The organism is Kribbella pratensis (assembly GCF_004365355.1).
GTDB lineage: Bacteria > Actinomycetota > Actinomycetes > Propionibacteriales > Kribbellaceae > Kribbella.
Genome location: NZ_SODP01000001.1, coordinates 1,172,608 through 1,192,394, shown reverse-complemented (window position 1 = coordinate 1,192,394; position 19,787 = coordinate 1,172,608). Strand labels below are relative to the sequence as shown.

Annotated in this window: 18 protein-coding genes; 4 read left to right on the top strand and 14 right to left on the bottom strand. The window is 68.9% G+C overall.

What is annotated here, in order from left to right; all coding sequences use genetic code 11:
• Positions 1-227: 227 nt before the first annotated feature.
• The 3 genes from EV653_RS05550 to EV653_RS05540 form a co-directional block, all read right to left on the bottom strand.
• Positions 228-689: a MarR family winged helix-turn-helix transcriptional regulator gene (locus tag EV653_RS05550; RefSeq protein WP_134098572.1), complete on the bottom strand. Its 462-nt coding sequence runs from the start codon at positions 687-689 to the stop codon at positions 228-230.
• A 76-nt stretch (positions 690-765) separates the two neighbouring features.
• Positions 766-1,527 carry an imidazole glycerol phosphate synthase subunit HisF gene (hisF, locus tag EV653_RS05545; protein ID WP_134098570.1) on the bottom strand — a complete coding sequence of 254 codons (762 nt, stop codon included), beginning with the start codon at positions 1,525-1,527 and terminating at the stop codon, positions 766-768.
• Between the two features lie 15 nt (positions 1,528-1,542).
• The gene (locus tag EV653_RS05540; protein WP_134098568.1) at positions 1,543-2,754 is read right to left on the bottom strand and encodes an aminopeptidase; all 1,212 of its coding nucleotides are present in this window, start codon (positions 2,752-2,754) and stop codon (positions 1,543-1,545) included.
• A 73-nt stretch (positions 2,755-2,827) separates the two neighbouring features.
• Here EV653_RS05540 and EV653_RS05535 point away from each other — a divergent pair, with 73 nt between their 5' ends.
• Complete coding sequence (locus EV653_RS05535) at positions 2,828-4,063, top strand: SGNH/GDSL hydrolase family protein (RefSeq protein ID WP_134098566.1); 1,236 nt, start codon at positions 2,828-2,830, stop codon at positions 4,061-4,063.
• On the opposite strand, the gene EV653_RS05530 is transcribed toward EV653_RS05535, so the two are convergent.
• Genes EV653_RS05530 through priA form a run of 5 tightly spaced genes read right to left on the bottom strand, consistent with a single transcriptional unit; the run spans position 4,064 to position 10,880 of the window.
• A complete protein-coding gene (locus tag EV653_RS05530) occupies positions 4,064-4,996 on the bottom strand; it encodes a lysophospholipid acyltransferase family protein (protein ID WP_134098564.1) in 933 nt (310 codons plus the stop codon).
• Positions 4,996-6,576: a lactate racemase domain-containing protein gene (locus tag EV653_RS05525; RefSeq protein WP_134098562.1), complete on the bottom strand. Its 1,581-nt coding sequence runs from the start codon at positions 6,574-6,576 to the stop codon at positions 4,996-4,998. The genes EV653_RS05530 and EV653_RS05525 overlap by 1 nt, the downstream gene beginning before the upstream one ends.
• A 34-nt stretch (positions 6,577-6,610) precedes the next feature.
• Positions 6,611-7,810: a zinc-dependent alcohol dehydrogenase gene (locus tag EV653_RS05520; RefSeq protein WP_134098560.1), complete on the bottom strand. Its 1,200-nt coding sequence runs from the start codon at positions 7,808-7,810 to the stop codon at positions 6,611-6,613.
• The gene (locus EV653_RS05515) at positions 7,807-10,110 is read right to left on the bottom strand and encodes an HAD-IB family hydrolase (protein ID WP_134098558.1); all 2,304 of its coding nucleotides are present in this window, start codon (positions 10,108-10,110) and stop codon (positions 7,807-7,809) included. Before EV653_RS05515 ends, EV653_RS05520 begins: the two co-directional genes overlap by 4 nt.
• A complete protein-coding gene (priA, locus tag EV653_RS05510) occupies positions 10,107-10,880 on the bottom strand; it encodes a bifunctional 1-(5-phosphoribosyl)-5-((5-phosphoribosylamino)methylideneamino)imidazole-4-carboxamide isomerase/phosphoribosylanthranilate isomerase PriA (RefSeq protein ID WP_134098556.1) in 774 nt (257 codons plus the stop codon). Before priA ends, EV653_RS05515 begins: the two co-directional genes overlap by 4 nt.
• Positions 10,881-11,001: 121 nt before the next feature.
• On the opposite strand from priA, the gene EV653_RS05505 reads away from it, so the two are divergent.
• Complete coding sequence (locus EV653_RS05505; RefSeq protein WP_202871492.1) at positions 11,002-12,135, top strand: cytochrome P450; 1,134 nt, start codon at positions 11,002-11,004, stop codon at positions 12,133-12,135.
• Here the strand turns inward: EV653_RS05505 and EV653_RS05500 are convergent.
• Together EV653_RS05500 and EV653_RS05495 are read right to left on the bottom strand one after the other, a co-directional pair.
• Positions 12,119-12,871 carry a class I SAM-dependent methyltransferase gene (locus EV653_RS05500; protein ID WP_134098552.1) on the bottom strand — a complete coding sequence of 251 codons (753 nt, stop codon included), beginning with the start codon at positions 12,869-12,871 and terminating at the stop codon, positions 12,119-12,121. The genes EV653_RS05505 and EV653_RS05500 overlap by 17 nt on opposite strands.
• Before the next feature lie 9 nt (positions 12,872-12,880).
• Complete coding sequence (locus EV653_RS05495) at positions 12,881-13,660, bottom strand: sulfite exporter TauE/SafE family protein (RefSeq protein ID WP_134098550.1); 780 nt, start codon at positions 13,658-13,660, stop codon at positions 12,881-12,883.
• Between the two features lie 115 nt (positions 13,661-13,775).
• On the opposite strand from EV653_RS05495, the gene EV653_RS05490 reads away from it, so the two are divergent.
• Positions 13,776-14,189 (top strand): YciI family protein, encoded by a 414-nt coding sequence (locus tag EV653_RS05490; protein ID WP_134098548.1) that lies wholly within the window; start codon positions 13,776-13,778, stop codon positions 14,187-14,189.
• An 11-nt stretch (positions 14,190-14,200) separates the two neighbouring features.
• Positions 14,201-15,418, top strand: coding sequence for an RNA polymerase sigma factor (locus EV653_RS05485; protein WP_134098546.1), 1,218 nt, complete (start codon positions 14,201-14,203; stop codon positions 15,416-15,418).
• Here the strand turns inward: EV653_RS05485 and EV653_RS05480 are convergent.
• The 4 genes from EV653_RS05480 to EV653_RS05465 all read right to left on the bottom strand — a co-directional run bounded on the left by EV653_RS05480 (position 15,382) and on the right by EV653_RS05465 (position 19,782).
• Positions 15,382-16,764 (bottom strand): FAD-binding oxidoreductase, encoded by a 1,383-nt coding sequence (locus EV653_RS05480; protein WP_134098544.1) that lies wholly within the window; start codon positions 16,762-16,764, stop codon positions 15,382-15,384. The two genes, EV653_RS05485 and EV653_RS05480, sit on opposite strands and share 37 nt — an antisense overlap.
• Positions 16,765-16,886: 122 nt before the next feature.
• Positions 16,887-17,273, bottom strand: coding sequence for a hypothetical protein (locus tag EV653_RS05475; RefSeq protein ID WP_134098542.1), 387 nt, complete (start codon positions 17,271-17,273; stop codon positions 16,887-16,889).
• A gap of 294 nt (positions 17,274-17,567) precedes the next feature.
• Positions 17,568-19,331, bottom strand: coding sequence for a proline--tRNA ligase (locus EV653_RS05470; RefSeq protein ID WP_134098540.1), 1,764 nt, complete (start codon positions 19,329-19,331; stop codon positions 17,568-17,570).
• Positions 19,332-19,419: 88 nt separating this feature from the next.
• Positions 19,420-19,782, bottom strand: coding sequence for a DoxX family protein (locus EV653_RS05465; protein WP_134098538.1), 363 nt, complete (start codon positions 19,780-19,782; stop codon positions 19,420-19,422).
• Positions 19,783-19,787: the final 5 nt, after the last annotated feature.

The following is a 19,787-nucleotide window of genomic DNA, read 5'->3' as shown; positions in this document are numbered from 1 at the left end:
GGGTTGGCCTGGTGAGCGGGGAACGCCGGGTTGGCCTGGTGAGCGGGGAACGCCGGGTTGGCCTGGTGAGCAGGGAACGCCGGGTTGGCCTGGTGAGCAGGGAACGCCGGGTTGGCCTGGTGAGCAGGGAACGCCGGGTTGGCCTGGTGAGCAGGGAACGCCGGGTTGGCCTGGTGAGCAGGGAACGCCAGGTTGGCCTGGTGAGCGGGAAGCGCCGGTGGGGTGGGTCAGCCGAGATCGGTGTTCAGGCGGGCCAGGAGGCGGCCCAGATCGGCGAGGTCCGTCGGGTTCCAGCGGTCCAGGATGGCGCGGAACTCGGTCTGGCGTTGGGTGCGCATGGCCTCGTAGCGCTCGGCGCCGGTGGTGGTCAGGCGAAGCAGGCGGGCGCGGCCGTCGTCCGGGTCGCCGACCCGCTCGATCAGGCCAAGGTTCTCGAGCTGGGTGATGCCGCGGCTGACGGTCGACTTGTCGAGGCCGAGGACGTGGGCGACATCGGAGGCCCGTACGCCGGCGCCGTTGCCGGTCCCCATCTCGATCTGGGAGATCAGCGCGTATCCGGCGGCGTCCATCTCGGGGTGAACCCGCCGCGCCAGCCGGAGCGAGGCCGAGCGCGAACGACGGAACAACGCGGACAGCTCCTGCTCGATCGCCGCGACCATCTCCTCCGAGCGCTCCACCTGCATGCTCATCGACGTCCTCGCTTCGCTCCGGGCGCCGACGAGACACGCGTGCGCTGTGTTGTTTTGATGCGCTCGCTCCGCCCCGTCATCGGACCACGATCCCGGCGTCGCGGAGGGCCTTCTTCACGTCGGCGATCCGGAAGTCGCCGAAGTGGAACACGCTGGCCGCGAGCACGGCGTCTGCCCCGGCCTGGACTGCGGGTGGGAAGTGTTCCGGCGCCCCCGCTCCCCCGCTGGCGATCAGCGGTACGTCGACCACCGCGCGCACCGCCTTGATCAGCTCCAGGTCGAACCCCTGCTTGGTCCCGTCGGCGTCCATCGAGTTCAGCAGGATCTCCCCCGCGCCCAGCTCGCAGCCGCGCTGCGCCCACTCGATCGCGTCCAGCCCGGCCGACCTCCGCCCGCCGTGGGTCGTCACCTCGAACCCGCTCGGTTGCTCGGCGGACCGGCGTACGTCGAGGGACAGCACCAGCACCTGGTTGCCGAAGCGGTGTGCGATCTCGCGGATCACTTCGGGCCGGGCGATCGCGCCGGTATTGATGCCGACCTTGTCCGCACCCGCGCGAAGCAGCCGGTCGACGTCGGTCACCTCACGGACGCCGCCGCCGACGGTCAGCGGGATGAACACCTGCTCGGCGGTCCGCCCGACCACGTCGTACGTCGTCTCGCGCGATCCCGACGACGCGGTGATGTCGAGGAACGTGAGCTCGTCGGCCCCCTCCGCGTCGTACACCTGGGCCATCTCGACCGGGTCGCCGGCGTCGCGCAGGTCGGCGAAGTTCACGCCCTTCACGACGCGTCCCGCGTCGACGTCCAGGCAGGGGATCACTCGTACGGCAAGGCTCACGCGGAAAGGGTACCGTCAGCCACCCAGGACCCAGACGTCGTCACGCAGCAGGACGACCGGTCCGTCGGGTGTCGTGGCGGTGACCGTCAGCCCGTCACCGCCGACCACGACGTCGGTGTGGACGGTCGCGTTGTTCAGCCCCAGCTCGGCTCGCTCGTCCGGCGTCAATTGCATGCCGTCGGCAACGGCGAACGGGAAGCTCTGTCCCCAGGCGATGTGGCTACCGGCGTTCTCGTCGAACAGGGTGTTGTGGAAGACGATGCCCGCCTGCGCAACCTTGGAGTCCTTGTCGACCAGGGCGACCTCGCCGAGGCTGCGGGCGCCGGGGTCGACATCGAGCTGGGCCCGGACCAGGTCGGCGCCGGTCGTCGCGTCCACGTCGGTGATCCGGCCGGCCTCGAAGGTGAGCTGCAGCCCCTCCACGAGCTGACCTGCGATGACGACCGGCTTGGTCACCCGCGCGACGCCGTCCGCGCGGCGACGATCCGGGCTGGTGAAGACCTCTTCGGTCGGAATGTTCGGGAGGTACGCGATCCCCGCCGGATCCGTCACGGACCCGCCCGTCCAGCGACAATCGGGCAGCAAGCCGACTCTCAGGTCGGTCCCTTCACCGGCGTAGTGGAGCTCGGTGATCTGCAGCTCGTCGAGGGCCGCACACCGCTCAGCCAGTACGGCGGAACGCTCCCGCCACGCGGCCACCGGATCAGCCTCGTCGAGCCGCATCGCCCGGGCGACCGCATCCGAGAGCCGGTCGACGTCGGGTTCGCCGTACACCTGGGTGGCCCAGCCCGCGTTCGGCGCCGCGATCACGGTCCAGCGCCACCGCCCGCTCATCACCGCCTGCTGCCGAGCAGCCATCTCCTGCCTCCGTACGGCGGCCACGCGGGCGGGGTCGATCCCGGCGTACAGACCCGAGTCCGGCGTACCGGTCAAGGCGATCGTTGCGATCCCCTCCTCCACCCAGCCGCGGATGCGCTCGAGCGACCAGGGCCGGTCGGCGCTCAGCGTCTGCAGGTCGGAGTGGACGAGATCCGACCGGCGTACGTGCCCGTCGGACCAGAGCACCTCCACCCATTTCGCGCCGGCGACGTACGCGCGCTCGACCACAGCCCTGGCGATGTCCGCCTGGGCGATGTCGGCGTTCACCACGACGCCCTGGCCGGGTTGGACGTTCACGCCGACACGGACGACCAGGTCGGCGAAGCGCTCCAGCAGCTCGTTGTCCATCCATGAACCATAAACTAGTTGCATTGACACTAGTAGCACTGCAACTATCGATTCTCCGAACGAGAGGATCGAGATGCGTACCAGGAAGTACTTGGGTGTTGGTCTGGGCGTCGTGGCTCTGGTGGCCGCGGGGATGGGTGGAGCGTCGGCAGAGGCTCAGACCCGGCCGGCGGGCTGGTCGGCGGGCCGGTCGGCGGGCTGGTCAGCTGCTTGGGCTAGTGCGATGCAGGCGCCCACCGCCGCGGACGGCAATTGGAGCCAGGCAGGGTTCGACCACCAGACGATCCGGCAGACCGTCCGGATGAGCACCGGCGGCCGGAGCCTGCGGATCCGGCTGTCGAACCTGTACGGGACCAAGCCGCTGCAGATCACCGGTATCACGGTGGCCGGCACCGACGTGACGTTCCACGGCTCACGCCGTACGACGATCGCCGCCGGCCGGACGACGACATCGGACGCAGTGGCCGTCTCCACCGCAGCCGGGGAGCAACTCGTTGTCTCCCTGTACGTCGACGGCGTGACCGGACCGGCGACCTTCCACGAGGACGGCCTCACCACGACGTTCACCTCCGCCGGCAATCACCTGCACGACAACGCCCCCGGCACCGCGACCAGCCACGCGTTCTACTACCTCACCGGCGTCGACGTCACCGGAGCGGCGGGAACGATCGTCACCTACGGCGACTCGATCACCAACGGGCACAACTCCACGCCCGACGTCGATCACCGGTACTCCGACGACCTGGCGCAACGACTGGGGAAGAGACGGCTCGGCGTGGCCAACGTCGGCATCAGCGGAAACCTGTTGCTGCACGAGTTGCCCTGCTTCGGCGAGGTCGGTGTGACGAGGTTCCGGCGCGACGCACTCGGGCAGCCCGGGGTTCGCACGGTGATCGTCGAGGAAGGCGAGAACGACATCTGGGACAGCGAGTTCAACTTCGGCTGCGGCGTCACGCCCAGGATCACGGCAGACCAGCTGATCGCCGGCTACCGCAGCATGATCGCCGCCGCCCACGCTCGCGGTGTGCGGATCATCGGCGGCACCATCACCCCGTTCAAAGCCGACTACATGCAACCGGCCGACTTCGCCCGGGCCGAGGCGATCCGAACGCAGGCCAACCAGTGGATCCGGACCTCAGGCGAGTACGACGCCGTCGCCGACTTCGCCCGGGCCGTCGGGGATCCGGCCGACGAGCAGCGGATCGACCCGGCGTTGGACTCCGGTGACCACCTGCACCCGAACGACGCCGGGTACGCGGCCATGGCCGTGGTTGCGTCCGAAGCGCTCCCCGGACGCAACCAGCGGTAGCTACTTCCAGGCGCGGCGGCGGCCGTCGGTGGACTTCATCGGGCGGGTCGACTCCCACACCCGGCGCCAGCGGGCGGCTTCCGGGCCGGTCTGGGACGGCGAGGCGCCGAGCGCGGCCCGGCGGCGGGCCTCGTACCAGGTGGTCGATTCCTCGTCGAGCAACGCCGACACCGCCGCCGCGATCCGGGGCGCGAAGTCGCGAGCGCTCTCCCCTTCGGCGGCGTGCAGCGGGTCGCCGTACCGGACGTGCACCGCGGGGCGGCCCGGGACCGGCCAGCCGCGGCCGCGCGGCATCGCGGCGAACGAGCCCTTGATGCCGACCGGGATGATCGGGACGTTGTGCTCGACGGCCAGGTACGCCGCGCCCATCCGGAACCGCTGGATCCAGCCGTCCGGCGAGCGCGTGCCCTCCGGGAACACGACCACGTTCCAGCCGTCGGCGAGCAGGTCACCCGGGGTCGAGCTCAGGTTGCCGCCGCGGCGCTCGATCGGGAAGGTGTTGAACACGATCGCCGACCCGGCCGCCCGCCACCAGGTGTCGAAGAAGTAGTCGGCCGCGGCCGCGAACGCCGTCTTGCGGCGCATCGCGTCCGGCAGCGACAGCAGCAGCAACGGGGTGTCCAGGTGCGACGAGTGGTTCGCGACGATGATCGCCGGGCCGTCGAGCTTCAGCAGCGAGTCGAGTCCGCTCACCTGCGGGCTCACCTCGAAGTTGAGGATCGCGTTCAGCGGGCCCTTCTGGATCAGGTCGCGGACCGCGATCGCGCCCGGCGTACGGGCCCACTTGGTCGGGAAGACCGTGGACTCCTTCGGGATCACGTACGGCTCGGCCGACCGCGGCACCTGCGGCCGCCGGCCCCACCGCCACCCGCGCGCGACCTGCTTCACGTCACGCGCGGTGTCGCGGCTGAACTTCACCAAGCTGGTACCCATCAGCGCACGTCCGCGAGCAGGTGTGGCGGGTTGTGCAGGTACGTGATCGACGGCGACCGGCCGACCGAGTGGCTGACCATCTCGAGCGCGTCCTGCAGCGTCGATGCGGACCGGAAGCCCATCCGCTCAACGGTCTTGCGGTTCGCGCCGACCCAGACGATGTCGCCGCAGTGGTCCAGCGCGTGCGAGATCCAGTACCACATGTAGAACGGGTGCACGCCGTGGTACGCGTACGACGTCCGGTACAGGTGGATGTACCACGGGTCCTCGGCGTACTGCTTCTCGAACTTCGCCTCGATCGTGGCCGGATCGGTGCTCTCGGCAAGCACTTCCTCGAAGAAGTCGACGTACGACGGGTGGTGCAGCTGGCTGAACTCGTAGTCGACCGGGTGGTACAGGATCACCGCCCCGTCCTTGCGGACGATCGGGTTGCCCCGGTACGAGTTGAAGTAGTACCCCAGGCCCATGCAGGCCGCCAGGATCGGGTTCATCACCGAGTTCACGTTGTACGGGCCGACGAACGGCACGCCCATGATCGCGACATCGGACTGGCCCTGTACTTCGACCAGGTGCTGGCGGTGCACGTTCTCCAGCGTCTTGTCGTGCACCGGCTCGATCTTGCCGGCGTGCACCCCGGTCAGGCCGTAGGTCGACCGGACGTCGGTGAAGATCTTGTGCCGCAACTTGCTCGGCGCCGCCGCGAGCGCCCGCTTGGTGCCGAGCATCGAGGCCTGGTCCTTGAGCGACCACTCCCACTCGCGCTTCTGCAGGAACTCCAGCGGCCCGCCGAAGATGTCGTTGTTCAGCGTGGTCTCGATTTGGAAGACCTTGACGTGCTGGGTGAGGATCTCGCCCATCCGCCACGCCGACTCGTGCATCTTGGACCGCTTGTGGTCCATGAACGACCGCGAGTGGATCATCGTGTGGCTGTTGTGGTGGTGCTTCAGCGACTTGTACGACGCCAGGCCGATCGACGTCGACTTGTGGCCGCCGTCCATCGCCACCAGGTTCACGTTCACGTAGACGAGCAGGTCCGACTCGGCCGCCCGCTTGGAGATCTCGACGTCCTCGCCGTGCCGGGTCTGGCCCAGGTGGGTCAGGTTGGCGCTGTCCTCGGCGTCGAAGTTGTAGAGCTTGCCGTCGGGGAAGAACGACCGGAACACCCGCTCGCCGACGATGTCGCGCAGCTCGTTCGGGGTGAGCCTGCGGTGCAGCGCGTTGGCGGAGATCAGCTCGACGTCGTCGACGCCGGCCTGCGCGGCCAGCTCGAGCACGGCCTCGATGATGCGCTGCCGGATGTCCGGCTTCTTCATCGGCGGCAGCGGGATCGAGATGTCGTCGAACGCGATCGTCAGCCGCATCCCGGCGCGCAGCAGCTCGGGCAGCGGCTCAGACTCGATCGGGTTGAGCAGCGCGTTCTGGATCGCCTCGTCGACGTCGCGCACCGGCGGCAGCGCCTCCGGCGGGTACACCACCCGGGTGCCGAGCGGGAACCGCTCGAGCAGGAAGCCCTCACCGTTGTGCACGAGCAGCGGCGGGGTGCGGTCGTCCACCTCAAGCACAAAACCTGGCCGAGACATGTTCAGAACCTCTCTCGTCGTACGTTCAGCGCCCTCATGAGGCCCTCACATCGAAAGCAACCTTGACTGTTCCCAGCCGGCCGGCGGAGTGCGCGTGGTCGAGCGCCTCACGCCAGCGGTACAGCGGGTACCGCGCACCGACGATCCCGTCCAGCGGGGCTCGTCCGGCCAGCTCCAGCGCGGTCTCGAACGCCGGGCGGCCGTTCGGCTCCTCCCGCGCGGACGCGTACGTACCGGTGACCTCCAGCTCGCGGAACCACACCGGCGACAGGTCGGCGCCGCTGGCCGGCATCCCGGACAGCACTACCCGGCCGCCGGCCTTGGTGACCCGCAGGACGGTGTCGATCGAGTCCTTGCTGCCGACCGCGTCGACCGCGACGTCCACACCGCCGAGCAGGAACTCGCCCGCGCCGAAGTCCGGCTTCAGCCGGAACGCACCGGTCGCTCGCCGTACGCCGCGGAACACCTCGTCGGGCGCGACCACATCGCTGGCGCCGAACGCTCGCGCGAGTTCACGCTGCTTGGGGTGCTTGGCGACCACGGTGATCCGCCCGGCCTGCGTCAGCTCGCGCAACGCGAGCGTCGCGAACAGCCCGACCGCACCTGCGCCACTGACCAACACCGACTGCCCCGGCTGCACCTTCGCCCGCAGCGCCGAGTGCACGGCGCCGGCAAGCGGCTCGACCAGCACTGCGCGCTCGTTGGTCAGTGCCTCAGGTACGGCGTACAGCTGGCTGCGGTGGGCGACGAGCATATTGCCCCAGCCGCCGCCGGTGTCCTGGCAGAACCCCGTCTGCAGACCCGGCGCGACATGGCCGACCGTGATCCGGTCGCACCGGTTGGTGTTCCCGGTCACGCAGTTCTCGCACAGCTCGACGCCGCGCGCTTCGCAGGTCAGCACGGAGTCCATCACGACCCGCGTGCCCTTCGGCAGGTCCTCGCAGTCGTCGAGCAGCTCGCCGACGATCTCGTGACCGGGGACGAACGGCATCGACACCACAGCGGAGAAGTACAGCTTGGTCGAGCCCGTCACCATGCCGAGGTCCGAGCCGCAGATGCCGGACAGGATCGGCCGGATCCGCGCCCAGCCGGGCCGCTCGGCCTTCGGCTCGTTGATCGTGACGAGGCGCAGCGGCGCGGCCGGTCCGGTCAGGATGCCGGGGATGCGGCCGCCGACCGCCTTGGCCGCCAGGAACTTGGCCGGCGACCGGTACATCTCGAGAGCGAGCATCATCGAACGTTCACCCCAGGGAGCTCCAGACGGGACGACGTGGACGGGGTCTTCCAGTCGACGATCTGCCAGCGCGCGGCCCGGGCGGCCCGGAACAACGACACGTCAGGCGAGACGGCGACCGGATTGCCGACGGTCTCCAGCATCGGCAGGTCCGAGTGGCTGTCGGCGTAGGCGTACGACTTCGACAGGTCGATGTTGGTCGTCCGGGCGTGGTGCTTGATCCACGCCGCCCGGGACTCACCGACCAGCGGCGGCCCGGACAGGAAGCCGGTGCAGCGACCGCGGTCGTCGACGGCCAGCTCGGCCGCGACGATCTCGTCGAACAGCGGCTCCAGCGGGCGGGTCAGCGGGCGGACCGCGCCGGTGATCAGGATCGTCTTGTGTCCGGCGGCGCGGTGCTCACGGATCCGTCGTACGGCGGCGCCGCTCAGGCGTTCGAGCACGTGCTCGGCGAGGATCTCGTCGACGATCTGGTTCAGCTCCTCCAGATCGGCACCGGCGTACCGGCGGTAGATCGTGCGGAGGAACGTGCCGCGGTCCTTGCGCTCGGCCGCGATCAGCTTCGGCAGCTTGCGCAGCATCGCGCCGAGCTCGCCGACCCGCTGCGGGCCGTCCAGCTCGGGCAGCCGCATCCACAGGTAGGTCTCGATCACGTTCGAGGACAGCAGCGTGCCGTCCATGTCGAACGCCGCGATCACCTTGGACTCCGAGGAAGGCTCGACCTTCTTCAGTACGCCGGCGGACTCGGCGAGCGCCTTGTTCCGCTTCTTGCGGACGACGTCCAGCCGGCGCATGGACTCCGTGACGCTCGGGCAGTGCAGCTCCTGCAGGTAGTACTGCCAGTCCACGATCGAGGTGTCGCACCAGAACTTCTCCCGGTCGTCACCCTCGAGCGCGTTGTGCAGCGCCAGCACGTTGTCGTCGATGAACTGCAGTTCGGCCTGCGCGTACTCGGAGTACAGATCCATGTAGCGGCGGAGGAAGTCGAGCCGGCGCTTCTGCACGTCGAGCTCGCGCGCGTACTTGCGGACGCGTTCGCTCCGCGGCACGGTGGTGATGATCTTGTCGGCGATCTTGTGGGCCTTCTCGCCGTACCGGAGCATGCTCTCGACCGAGTCGCCGCCGGGGAACTTCCAGACCGGGAGCCGGACCGCGCCGCGCTCACCGAGGTCGAACGGGTGCTTGGAGAAGTACGCGCGGACACCGGCGTACAACTGCTCGAAGGTCAGCGGGTTCCGGGCGCCGGAGCTGACGTGGTAGTACTCCGGCTTGCTCAGCTCGGGCTCGGTCGCCATCACCGCGCAGATCGCGCCGACCACGTGGTCGACCGGGATGATCTCGACGACGGAGTCAGGGCTGGCCGGGAACTCCGGCAGCTCACCGCGGCCGTAGGCCAGGATCAGCGGCTCGGCCATCTTGAAGCCTTCGATCCAGCCCGGGTGCGGCGACTGCAGCGCGGACTCGATGATGGCCGGCCGGACGATCGACGTCGGCAGTTTGCCGGCGAACTCCTCGACCACGCGCTCGCCGAGCGCCTTGGTGAACGTGTAGCAGTCGGTCCAGCCGAGGCTGCGGGCGCGCTCGGTGCCGGTCTCGACCAGCTTCTTCGCGACCCACTCGGTCCGGCGCCGCTCGGTGTCGGCCGCCGCGGTCAGGTGGCCGGCCCGGCGGTGCAGCTTCTCGGCCTCCTTGCGGAACCTGGCCAGCATCGGCGCGGACCGGGACTGCTCCTCGATCCGGGCCTTCATCGCCATCCCGGCCTCGGCCTCGGTCCGCCAGTCGACGGTGTGCTCGACCGGCGCCTCCGGGATCGCGCCCCGCCGGCGGCCCGCGGTGTAGGCGGTGGAGATGTGCACGTAGTGGATCCGGCGATCGGTCCCCTGCCGGCTCTCGTCGATCCGCTCGAGCAGACTCTTTGTGCCGAGCACGTTCGTCGTGAACGCCTCGTGGATCGGTGGGTCGAAGCTGACGTCACCGGCGCAGTGCACGACGATGTCGAGATCCGTCGGCAGTTCCGGTACGTCGGACAGGTCGCCGTCGATGACGTGGATCCGGGCCGCGCACAGTGCTTCGGCGTCGGCGTACTGCGTGCCCTCGCCGTAGAACGGCTTGAAGATGTCCTTGCGGAGCATCTGTGCCATCCGGTCGGCGCCGGACAGCGAGCCCTTCGGCCGGATGATCGCGGCCACGGTGGTGCCGGGCAGCTCGCCGATGATCCGGTGCAGCAGCGCCTCACCGACGAATCCGGTGACGCCGGTGACAAGGACCTTCTTGTCCTTGAGCTTGTCGGCCAGACTCACTTGTCGCCTCCACGCGTGAGCTCGAGTGCCTCGGTCAGGGTGAACGCGCCGGCGTACAGGGCCTTGCCGACGATCACGCCTTCGACGCCGTCCGGCACCAGCGTGCTCAGAGCCCTGAGATCGTCGAGGCTCGAGACGCCGCCGGACGCGATGATCGGCTTGTCGGTGCGCGCACACAGGTCGCGGTACAGCTCCAGGTTCGGGCCCTGGAGCATGCCGTCCTTGGTGACGTCGGTGACCACGTAGCGCTCGCAGCCGGCCGCTTCCAGCCGGTCGAGCACCTCGTACAGGTCGCCGCCTTCCTTGGTCCAGCCGCGCGCGGCCAGCGTCCGGCCGCGGACGTCGAGACCGATCGCGATCCGGTCGCCGTACTGCTGGATGATCCGGTCGCACCACTCCGGGTCCTCGAGCGCGGCGGTGCCGATGTTTACCCGGCGGGCACCGGTCGCGAGGGCGGCTGCCAGGGAGTCGTCGTCGCGGATGCCGCCGGACAGCTCGACCTGGACGTCGAGCTTGCCGGTCACCTCGGCGAGCAGCTCCCGGTTGCTGCCGCGGCCGAACGCCGCGTCCAGGTCGACCAGGTGGATCCACTCCGCGCCGGCCTCCTGCCAGGCCATCGCGGCAGCCAGCGGATCGCCGTACGACGTCTCGCTCCCGGCCTCGCCCTGCACGAGCCGAACCGCCTGCCCGTCCGCCACATCGACGGCAGGCAGCAGCACCAAATGGCCTGACCGGGGCGGTGGGGTGGGGGATGAATCTGACACCGACATGGCCCACACCCTAGAGGGCGTTCCTGAAGGATTCGTAACCCGGAGGCCTGCTGAGTCGTTCATATCCGATCTGTCTCAGCAATACCAGCAGGGTCAGTGGTCCTATCATTACGCTGGTCGGGTGGTGACTGTCGAGCAACTCGAAACCGACCCGCATCCGACGCTTGCCGCCATCCGGCCGATCGGGTGGATCGAGGCGCTGAACACCTGGATGGTCACCTCCCGTGCGCTGGTGCTGAAGGTCCTGCGCGATCCGGAGACGTTCACGGTCGACGATTCGAGGTTCTCGACGGCACAAGTCGTCGGTCCGTCGATGCTTTCGCTCGACGGCGCCGGCCATAAGGCCCATCGGGATCCGTTCGAGTCCCCGTTCACGCTGGCCGAGACCCGGCGTCGCTTCGTCGGCCCGGTGCAGCAAACCGTCGACGAGCTGATGGCCGCATTTCAGTCCGATCGCGCCGGTGTCGCCCCGGCCGCGGACCTCCGCACCGCGCTTGCAGGGCCGTTGTCCGTCGCGGTGGTCGCGTTGTCGCTCGGGTTGCCGCCTGCGTCGGCTTCGACGGTGCTCGACTGGTACACGGCGATCTCCGCGTCCGTATCGGGCGTCTCCGCCGGCCACCCGGTGACCGCCGAGGGCGCCGCCGCGTTCGGTGAGCTGCACAAACATGTTGCCGCAGGCATCGACTCGTCGGACTCGCTGATCGCGGCCGCCGCACAGGCCGGGCTGGGCGTCGACGAGGTCGTCGCGAACGCCGCCGTACTGATGTTCGGCGGTATCGAGACCACCGAGGGCATGATCACCAACGCCCTCTGGCACCTCCTGACCAACCGCGACCAGCTCGACCTCGTCCTCGCCGATCCGACGCTCCTGCCCAACGCCATGGAGGAGTCACTCCGCCTCGAGCCGGCCGCCGCGGTGGTCGACCGCTACGCCACCCGTGACATCGAGCTCGCCGGCGCGCAGATCCGCCGCGGCGACATGGTGACCGTCTCCCTCGCCGGCGCCGGCCGCGATCCCGAGATGTTCGAGTCACCCGATACGTTCGACGTACGCCGATCCAACGCGCGCCGGCACCTCGCCTTCGCGAGTGGACCGCACATCTGCCTCGGCATGCACCTGACCCGGCTCGAAACGCTCACGGCGCTGGAAGCCGTCCTTCAGCTCCCCGGCCTCCGCCTCGCAGCGGACTCACCCGCTCCGAGAGGTCTCGTCTTCCGTAAGCCGTCCGCGCTGCGCGTCAGCTGGGACGCCTGAGAACCAGCATTGTCGCTGAGTACACCGGCATCAAACGGTCCGGATCCTGCTCGGCATCCGCAGCGAACCGCTCGAACCCCGGCCCGACTTCGTCCTCCGGCAGGTACTCGAACGTCGAGAACGCCCGATGACTGAGCCGCTGGTAGCTCTCACTGAAAGTCCGCGGCTCCTCGGCGGTGATCCGTACGACGTCCTCGTCCGGAACCAACCCTGCCTCGGTCGCGAGCGCCTTCGCCTCCCCGACCGAGACGTACATCGCCGCGTCGACCGCCCGCGCGGACGGGAAGTACTCGTACCAGAACAGGTCCGGCATCACGTCCGAGAACTGGCTGCGCAGCAACGCCACTCCCCCGGGCCGCAGGACCCGGTGCACCTCGCGCAGAGCCTGTAGCTGATCGGGGAAATGATGGAACGACAGAAACATCAGCACCGCATCAACCGATGCCTCAGGCAACGGAATCTGCTCGGCGCTGCCGCTCAGATAGGTCACGGCCGGATGCTGCTGGGCCGCGGCACGCATGCGGTCGGACGGCTCCACGCCGTACACCCGGCCCTGGAACTCCTCGGCGAGTCCCGGGCTCAGCCGACCGGTCCCACTCCCGAGATCGAGCACATCCAACGGCCGCCGCTGCGGCAGATACGTCGCGAACGCCGAGGTCCAGCGGCGTACTTCTGCGGGCTGCATCCCACGGCCCGCGACGTACACACTGCCCATCCGACCGTTGTAGTCGACCATCTCAAGACCCTACCGTGCGAAGAACACGTCGTACGCGAGTCTCAGGATCAGGGCGGACACGACGACCAGGAAGATCACCCGGACGAACCGGCTGCCACGGGCTACCGCCGTCCGGGCGCCGAGGAGGCCGCCGAGCATGTTGGCGGCGCCCATGATCAGGCCGAGGCCCCACAGCGGTGCGCCGTGGAGGGCGAAGACCAGGATCGCGCCGAGGTTGGTGGCGACGTTCGCGATCTTCGCCTTGGCGCTGGCCTGCAGGAAGTTGTAGCCGAGGAGACCGACGAGGGCGAAGATCAGGAACGAGCCGGTCCCCGGTCCGACCGCGCCGTCGTAGAAGCCGATGAGTACGCCGACCCCACTCGCCGCGAGGTAGTGGTCGCGGCCGTCGAAGCGCAGCGCGGTCCGTGCACCGAGTGACGGCTTCATCGCGGTGTAGATCGCGACCACGATCAGCAGCACCAGCACGATCGGCTTGAACCACGACATCGGGATCTTCGTCGCGACCAACGCACCGGTCGCCGCGCCGAGCCCGGCGAGGATCGCGAGCGGCAGGACGGTCTTCTTGTCCGGCCGGACCTTCACGCCGAACGTGACGGCACTGGTCGTCGTACCGCACAGCGACGAGATCTTGTTCGTCGACAGGATCTGCGCCGGCGAAGCGTTCGGCAGACCGAGCAGCATCGCCGGTAATTGCAGTAGCCCTCCGCCGCCGACCACGGCATCGATCCAGCCCGCCGCAAAGGCGGCGATCACCAGGAACAACAACGTCCACAACGAAATATCAGGCACAGCGGCAGATCCTCACGGACCCGATGATCAGGTAAGGGCGTTGTACGACTCAACCCTTACGGACCCTTATGCTGCCCGGTGAGAGCTATGACACCCGATCCGCGAGAATGGCGGCGTGAAGTTCCTACTGCTGATCCACAACAACACCGAAGCGCTCAAGCAGTTCACCGAACAGCAGCTGGTCGAGATGTCCGGCGGCGGCGAGGAGGTCGCCGCGACCGCGCGCGAGCTGTTCGCCACCGGGGAGCTGGTATCGATCCTCGGACTCAAGGACCCCGGTGAGGAGAAGGACATCCAGCTGGTCGCCGGCACGCCGGTGATCTCGGACCGTCCGCTGCTGGAGACGAAGGAGTTCCTGGCCGGCGCGATGGTGCTGCACTGCGAGTCGGTGGAGCGGGCGCTGGAGATCGCGGCGCGGATCCCGCTGGCGAACTTCCGTCGCGTCGAGCTCCGCGAGATCCGTCTCGACCAGGACGACTTCCTGGCCCAGCTGGACGGTTTCCTGACTGGACGGCCCGGCGAATCGTGAGCGATCCCGCGGTGCCTGAGCTCGAAGCGGCGATTCGGGCGGCGGCGCCGCGGGCACTGGCGGTTCTCGTCCGGCGGTACGACGCGTTCGACCAGTGCGAGGACGCGGTCCAGGAGGCGCTCGTCGACGCGTTCGTGCAGTGGGGCGCGAACGGCGTACCGGAGCACCCGGTCGGTTGGCTGATCAGCGTCGCATCCCGCCGGATGATGGACGGCTGGCGACGCGACAACGCGCGGCGGCAGCGCGAGCTGAACGACTTCCTGCGGGCGCCGGCCGACCAGTACGACCCTGACGAGTACCACGAGGACGCCGACGATACGGTCCGGCTCCTCGTCCTGTGTTGTCATCCCGCGCTGACGCCCGCGTCACAGATCGCGCTGACCTTGCGCTCGGTCGGCGGTCTCACCACGGCCGAGGTGGCCGCCGCTCTGCTGGTCAGCGAGAGCACGGTCGCACAGCGCATCAGCCGGGCGAAGCGGTTGATCAAGGATGCCCGGTTCGAGCTCCCGACGGCCGAGGAGTACGACGAGCGGCTGGCCGCCGTACTGCAGGTCCTCTACCTGATCTTCAACGAAGGCCACACCGCGAGCGCCGGCGATTCGTTGCAGCGCGTGGATCTCGCCGAGGAGGCGCTCCGGATCACCCGCTTGCTGTGTCAGGCCACCGGCGAAGCCGGAGAGGTGGCCGGCCTGCTCGCGTTGATGATCCTCACCCACGCCCGCCGCGACGCACGGACCGGGCCCGGCGGCGACCTGATCCCGGCCGATCGGCAGGACCGCTCCCGCTGGTACGCCGACGAGATCGCCCAGGGCACACGCATCGTCGAGGAGACGCTGCGCACCGGCGCCGTCGGCCCGTACCAGCTGGAAGCAGCGATCGCCGCCGTGCACAGCGAGGCCGACTCGGTCGAGACCACCGACTGGGAACAGATCGCCGGCCTCTATCGCCTCCTCGAGAAGGTCGACCCGAGTCCGATGGTGAGGCTCGGCGCGGCCGTCGCGATCGCGATGACCGAGGGCCCGGAGGCCGGCATCGCGATCGTCGAAGGACTGGCCGACGACAAGTACCTCGGCGAGCACCATCGCCGCCTGTCGGTCCTCGCCCACCTGCACGAGCTCGCCGGCCGACCGGACCTGGCGCGCTCCAACTACCTCGCGGCGTTGGAGCGCACCCGGAACACGGCCGAGCAGAACTATCTGCGCGACCGCATCGCCCACCTCATCAAATGACGGCGTCCGCCGGTCCACTCCGGCCGCGGTGGCACACTCAAGGCGCTGCGGAAGACGTGCCCCGGATCGACCGCCTGCTTGAGTGCGGCAAGCCTGGCGCGGTGTGATTCCGGGTAGCAGCTGTCGAGGTCCGCGTCGGTCGGGTCGGACAGGAAGTTCACGTACGCGCCGTTCGGCCGCAGGGTCTGCCAGAAGGCGTCGAACTCCGCGGGCTGCGAGCCTTGGGCTTCGCGCGTTCCCATCAGCACCGAGTTGACCATGAACTGCGCGTCGCGGTGGGCGAACGCGGTCGCGTCCGCCGGCATCGCACCGAACGCGCCACCGAGCGCCCGGATCTCCATCGCCATCGCCGGCAGCTGCTGACGTGCCTCGAGCAGCCTGCCGGTGAGATCGGGCCACCACATGTCGAAGAGGCCGTTGCGGATCCGCGGACGCCAATCCGCGGGCATCGACATGTCTGAGAACACCTCGGCGTACGGCACCTCGGCGACCTTGTCGGTCAGCAACGTGCCGAGGTTGCGCAGCGGTTCGAGGAGCGCGGGGTCTCCGGCGACGCACACCATCACGGCGACGGGGACCTGGCGATCTGCCATCATCGTCGGCGCGAGCTGCAGCGAGGACGTGACCTCAGCCGGCGCATGCGCTGCGTACTCCGCCCAGCTGTTGAGCACCTGCTCCGTCTGGGTCCACGGATACAACAGGGTGCCGAAGTGCACGGTCGGCTGTCGCACGGCGGTGATGTCGTACGACGTGACCACGCCGAGACTGCCCGCCGCGCCGCGCAGTCCCCAGAACAGCTCGGGTTCGTTCACGGCGTCGACCCGGCGTACCGAACCGTCCGCGGTGACCACCTGGGCCGACACCACGTTGTCGATCGCCAGCCCGTGCTTGCGGACCATCCAGCCGATGCCGCCGCCGGCCATCAACCCGCCGACGCCGACGCTCGCCGTATCCCCCGACGAGATCGCCAGCCCGAGCTCTCCAAGTCGCGCGGCCACGTCTCCCCAGGTCGCGCCGACGCCTACGCGAACGACGTCGTCCGCCAGTACCTTGACCTCGTCCATCGGCCGTACGTCGATGACCACGCCGCCGTCGTTCGTACCGAACCCGGCCGCGTTGTGCCCACCGCTCCGTACGGCGACGGGCAGGTCCTGCGCCTCGGCGTATCTCAAGGCAGCAACCACATCAGCGGCACCCGTACAGCGCACCACCACGCTCGGCCGGCCCTCGGCCATGATCACCCGCCCGGCATCGGCGTACCCGGCGTCTCCGTCCACGAGGACCTCACCCAGCACAGCGCCGCGAAGCTCGCCGATCCCCCGGCCAACTACTACAGATTCCGTCATCGCCAACTCCCTAGATCCGAGACACCCCCTCTGGCGTCTCACCCCGGGATCGGAGCCGACCGGCGTTCCTCGACACACTCGACCGAAGAAGTTTCAGGTCGATGGGGTGGAACCAGGGAGAGCTACACCGGCCGCTCCCTCAAGAGCGCGGGCACCGCAGAGGTCGCTGACAAGTACTCGCCAAGGTCGGGATCGATCAGGCCACCGAGCGCAGTCACCTTGGCCGCCTCACGTGAAAGGTTCTCGGTGATCAACGGCTCGTGGTGGGCGACGCGGTTGCGCAGGCGGTGGAGAGCAGCAACCTTGCTGTCCACGTCCCGCTTCCGATCCGTACCAGCCGGAAAGGCCTGGTGGAGATAAGGCACCCAGACCGACTTTTCGTGGGCCGAGGAGCTGAGAAAGCGCCAGAAGCCGAAGGTAAGCTCGGCAATCACCTTGCCTGGCGCGCCCGTAGGGCCGACCCGCTCACAGGCCTGTTCGAGCTGGTCGCGTTGCCAGACTCCATTCATACAAGGCCAGCGCACGGGACAGGTCGCCGGCCGGCTCATTGCGGTACTTCGCAAGCCTCGCCGCACTCAACCATCGCAAGACCCATGGCCCTACCGGCGGCTTTGCGGGGTCCGTGGACACCACAGAGACTTGCTCCTTTTCGGTGGTAGCATGAGTGTCGAAAGCCCCGGTGGACCGCTGACTCAGGTCATGTCGCCGGGGCCACGTCTTTCTCGGGCGGTTTGTTTGCGCGTCGAGCGAATTGGCCGCGGACCCGCTGGGTCGGGCCCCGCCTGAGCGGGGCCCGACGCAAGTCAGCCGCGGACGGCCGCGACCAGGTGGTCGACGACGTCGGCGAGCGGTACGTCGGCGCGGTCGCCGGAGCGGCGGTCCTTGACCTCGATGGTGCCGTCGGCAAGGCCCTTGCCGACGACCGCGATGGTCGGCACGCCGATCAGCTCGGCGTCCTTGAACTTCACGCCCGGCGAGACCTTCTCACGGTCGTCGTAGATGACCGACAGGCCGCGGGACTCCAGCCCTGCCGCGAGCTCGGCCGCCTTCGCGAAGACCTCGGAATCCTTGCCGGTGGCAACAAGGTGGACGTCGGCCGGCGCGATCTCGCGCGGCCAGACCAGACCGAGCTCGTCGTGGTTGCCCTCGGCGATCGCGGCCACCGCCCGGGTGACGCCGACACCGTATGAGCCCATGGTGACCGTGACGAGCTTGCCGTTCTGGTCGAGGACCTTCAGGTCGAGGGCGTCGGCGTACTTGCGGCCGAGCTGGAAGATGTGGCCCATCTCGATACCGCGCGCCGTTTCCAGCGGACCCGAACCGTCCGGCGCCTGGTCGCCGTCGCGCACCTCAGCGGCCTGGATCGTGCCGTCCGCGGTGAAGTCGCGACCATGCACCAGGTTGATGACGTGGAAGCCCGTCCTGTCCGCGCCGGTCACCCACGCCGACCCCTCGGCCACCCGCGGGTCGAGCAGGTACCGGATCTTCGACGTGTTCTCGGCCCCCAGCACGCCGGGCCCGATGTAGCCCTTCGCCAGCGACGGGTTCTTCTCGAAGTCCGCCTCCTCGAAGGCCACGACCTCGGCCGGCTCCACCTGCGCACCCAGGCGCTTCTCGTCGATCGCCCGGTCCCCCGGCACGCCGATCGCCAGCGGCTCCCGGGTCCCGTCCGGGTGCACGAGCATGACGAGCACGTTCTTCAACGTGTCGGCCGCGCTCCACTCCCGGCCGTCGGTCCGCGGGTGCTTCGCGTTCAGCGCGTCGACCAGGGTGTCGATGGTCGGCGTGTCCGGCGTGTCCACGACCTCCGCGGCCGGTACGCCGGACGCGTCGACGGCCGGCGACTGCGGCACCACGACCGCCTCGACGTTGGCGGCGTACCCACCCGGGGAGCGGACGAAGGTGTCCTCGCCGTTCTCCGCGATCGCGAGGAACTCCTCCGACCGCGAGCCGCCCATCGCGCCGGACATGGCCTGCACGATCACGTAGTCGAACCCGAGCCGGTCGAAGATCTTGATGTAGGCCTCGCGATGCTTCTCGTACGACGCGGCGAGGCCGTCGTCGTCGACATCGAACGAGTACGAGTCCTTCATCACGAACTCACGCCCGCGCAGCACGCCGGCCCGCGGCCGCGCCTCGTCGCGGTACTTGTTCTGGATCTGGTAGATCGACAGCGGCAGGTCCTTGTACGACGAGTACAGGTCCTTCACGACCAGCGTGAACATCTCCTCGTGCGTCGGACCGAGCAGCATGTCGGCGCCCTTGCGGTCCTTCAGCCGGAAGATGTTCGGCCCGTACTCCGTCCAGCGGCCGGTCGCCTCGTAGGGCTCGCGGGGCAGCAGCGCCGGGAAGACCAGCTCCTGCGCGCCGATCGCGTCCATCTCCTCGCGGACGATCCGCTCGACGTTGCGCAGCACTCGCAGGCCCAGCGGCAGCCAGGTGTAGATGCCGGGCGCGGCGCGACGGATGTACCCGGCGCGGACGAGCAGCTTGTGGCTCGGGACCTCCGCGTCCGCCGGGTCCTCGCGAAGCGTGCGGAGGAACAGCGACGACATACGCAAAATCACGGGAGTCTCCAAGCGTGCAAAAGTGGACAACGGGACGTCACAGAGAATATCCGCCCGGCGGATATGGTCTCACCACGTTATCCACAGGTCACTCGCGGGCCGCCTTGAGCGCCCATCTGATCAACGGGAGCTGCAGCGGCAACCGCGCGAACGCGATCGCCTGTGCCGTCCGCGAGCCCTTGGATCGCAGGTCGACAGCCATCTGCACGTTCGCCGGGAACACGGCGACCAGCAGGCCGGCGCTCACCAGTCCGGCCAACCGCCGCGTGCGCGGGTGGAGCAGACTCGCCGCGCAGGCCAGTTCGGCCACGCCGGACGCGTAGACGAGTTCCTTCTTGCGCGGCAGCGCGTGCGGCACAATCCGCTCGAACGGCTCGGGCTTCAGGAAATGCAGCGATCCGAGCACGCCGAACAGAACGGACAGGCCGGTGGTCGTCTTGCTCCGCGACATGCGCC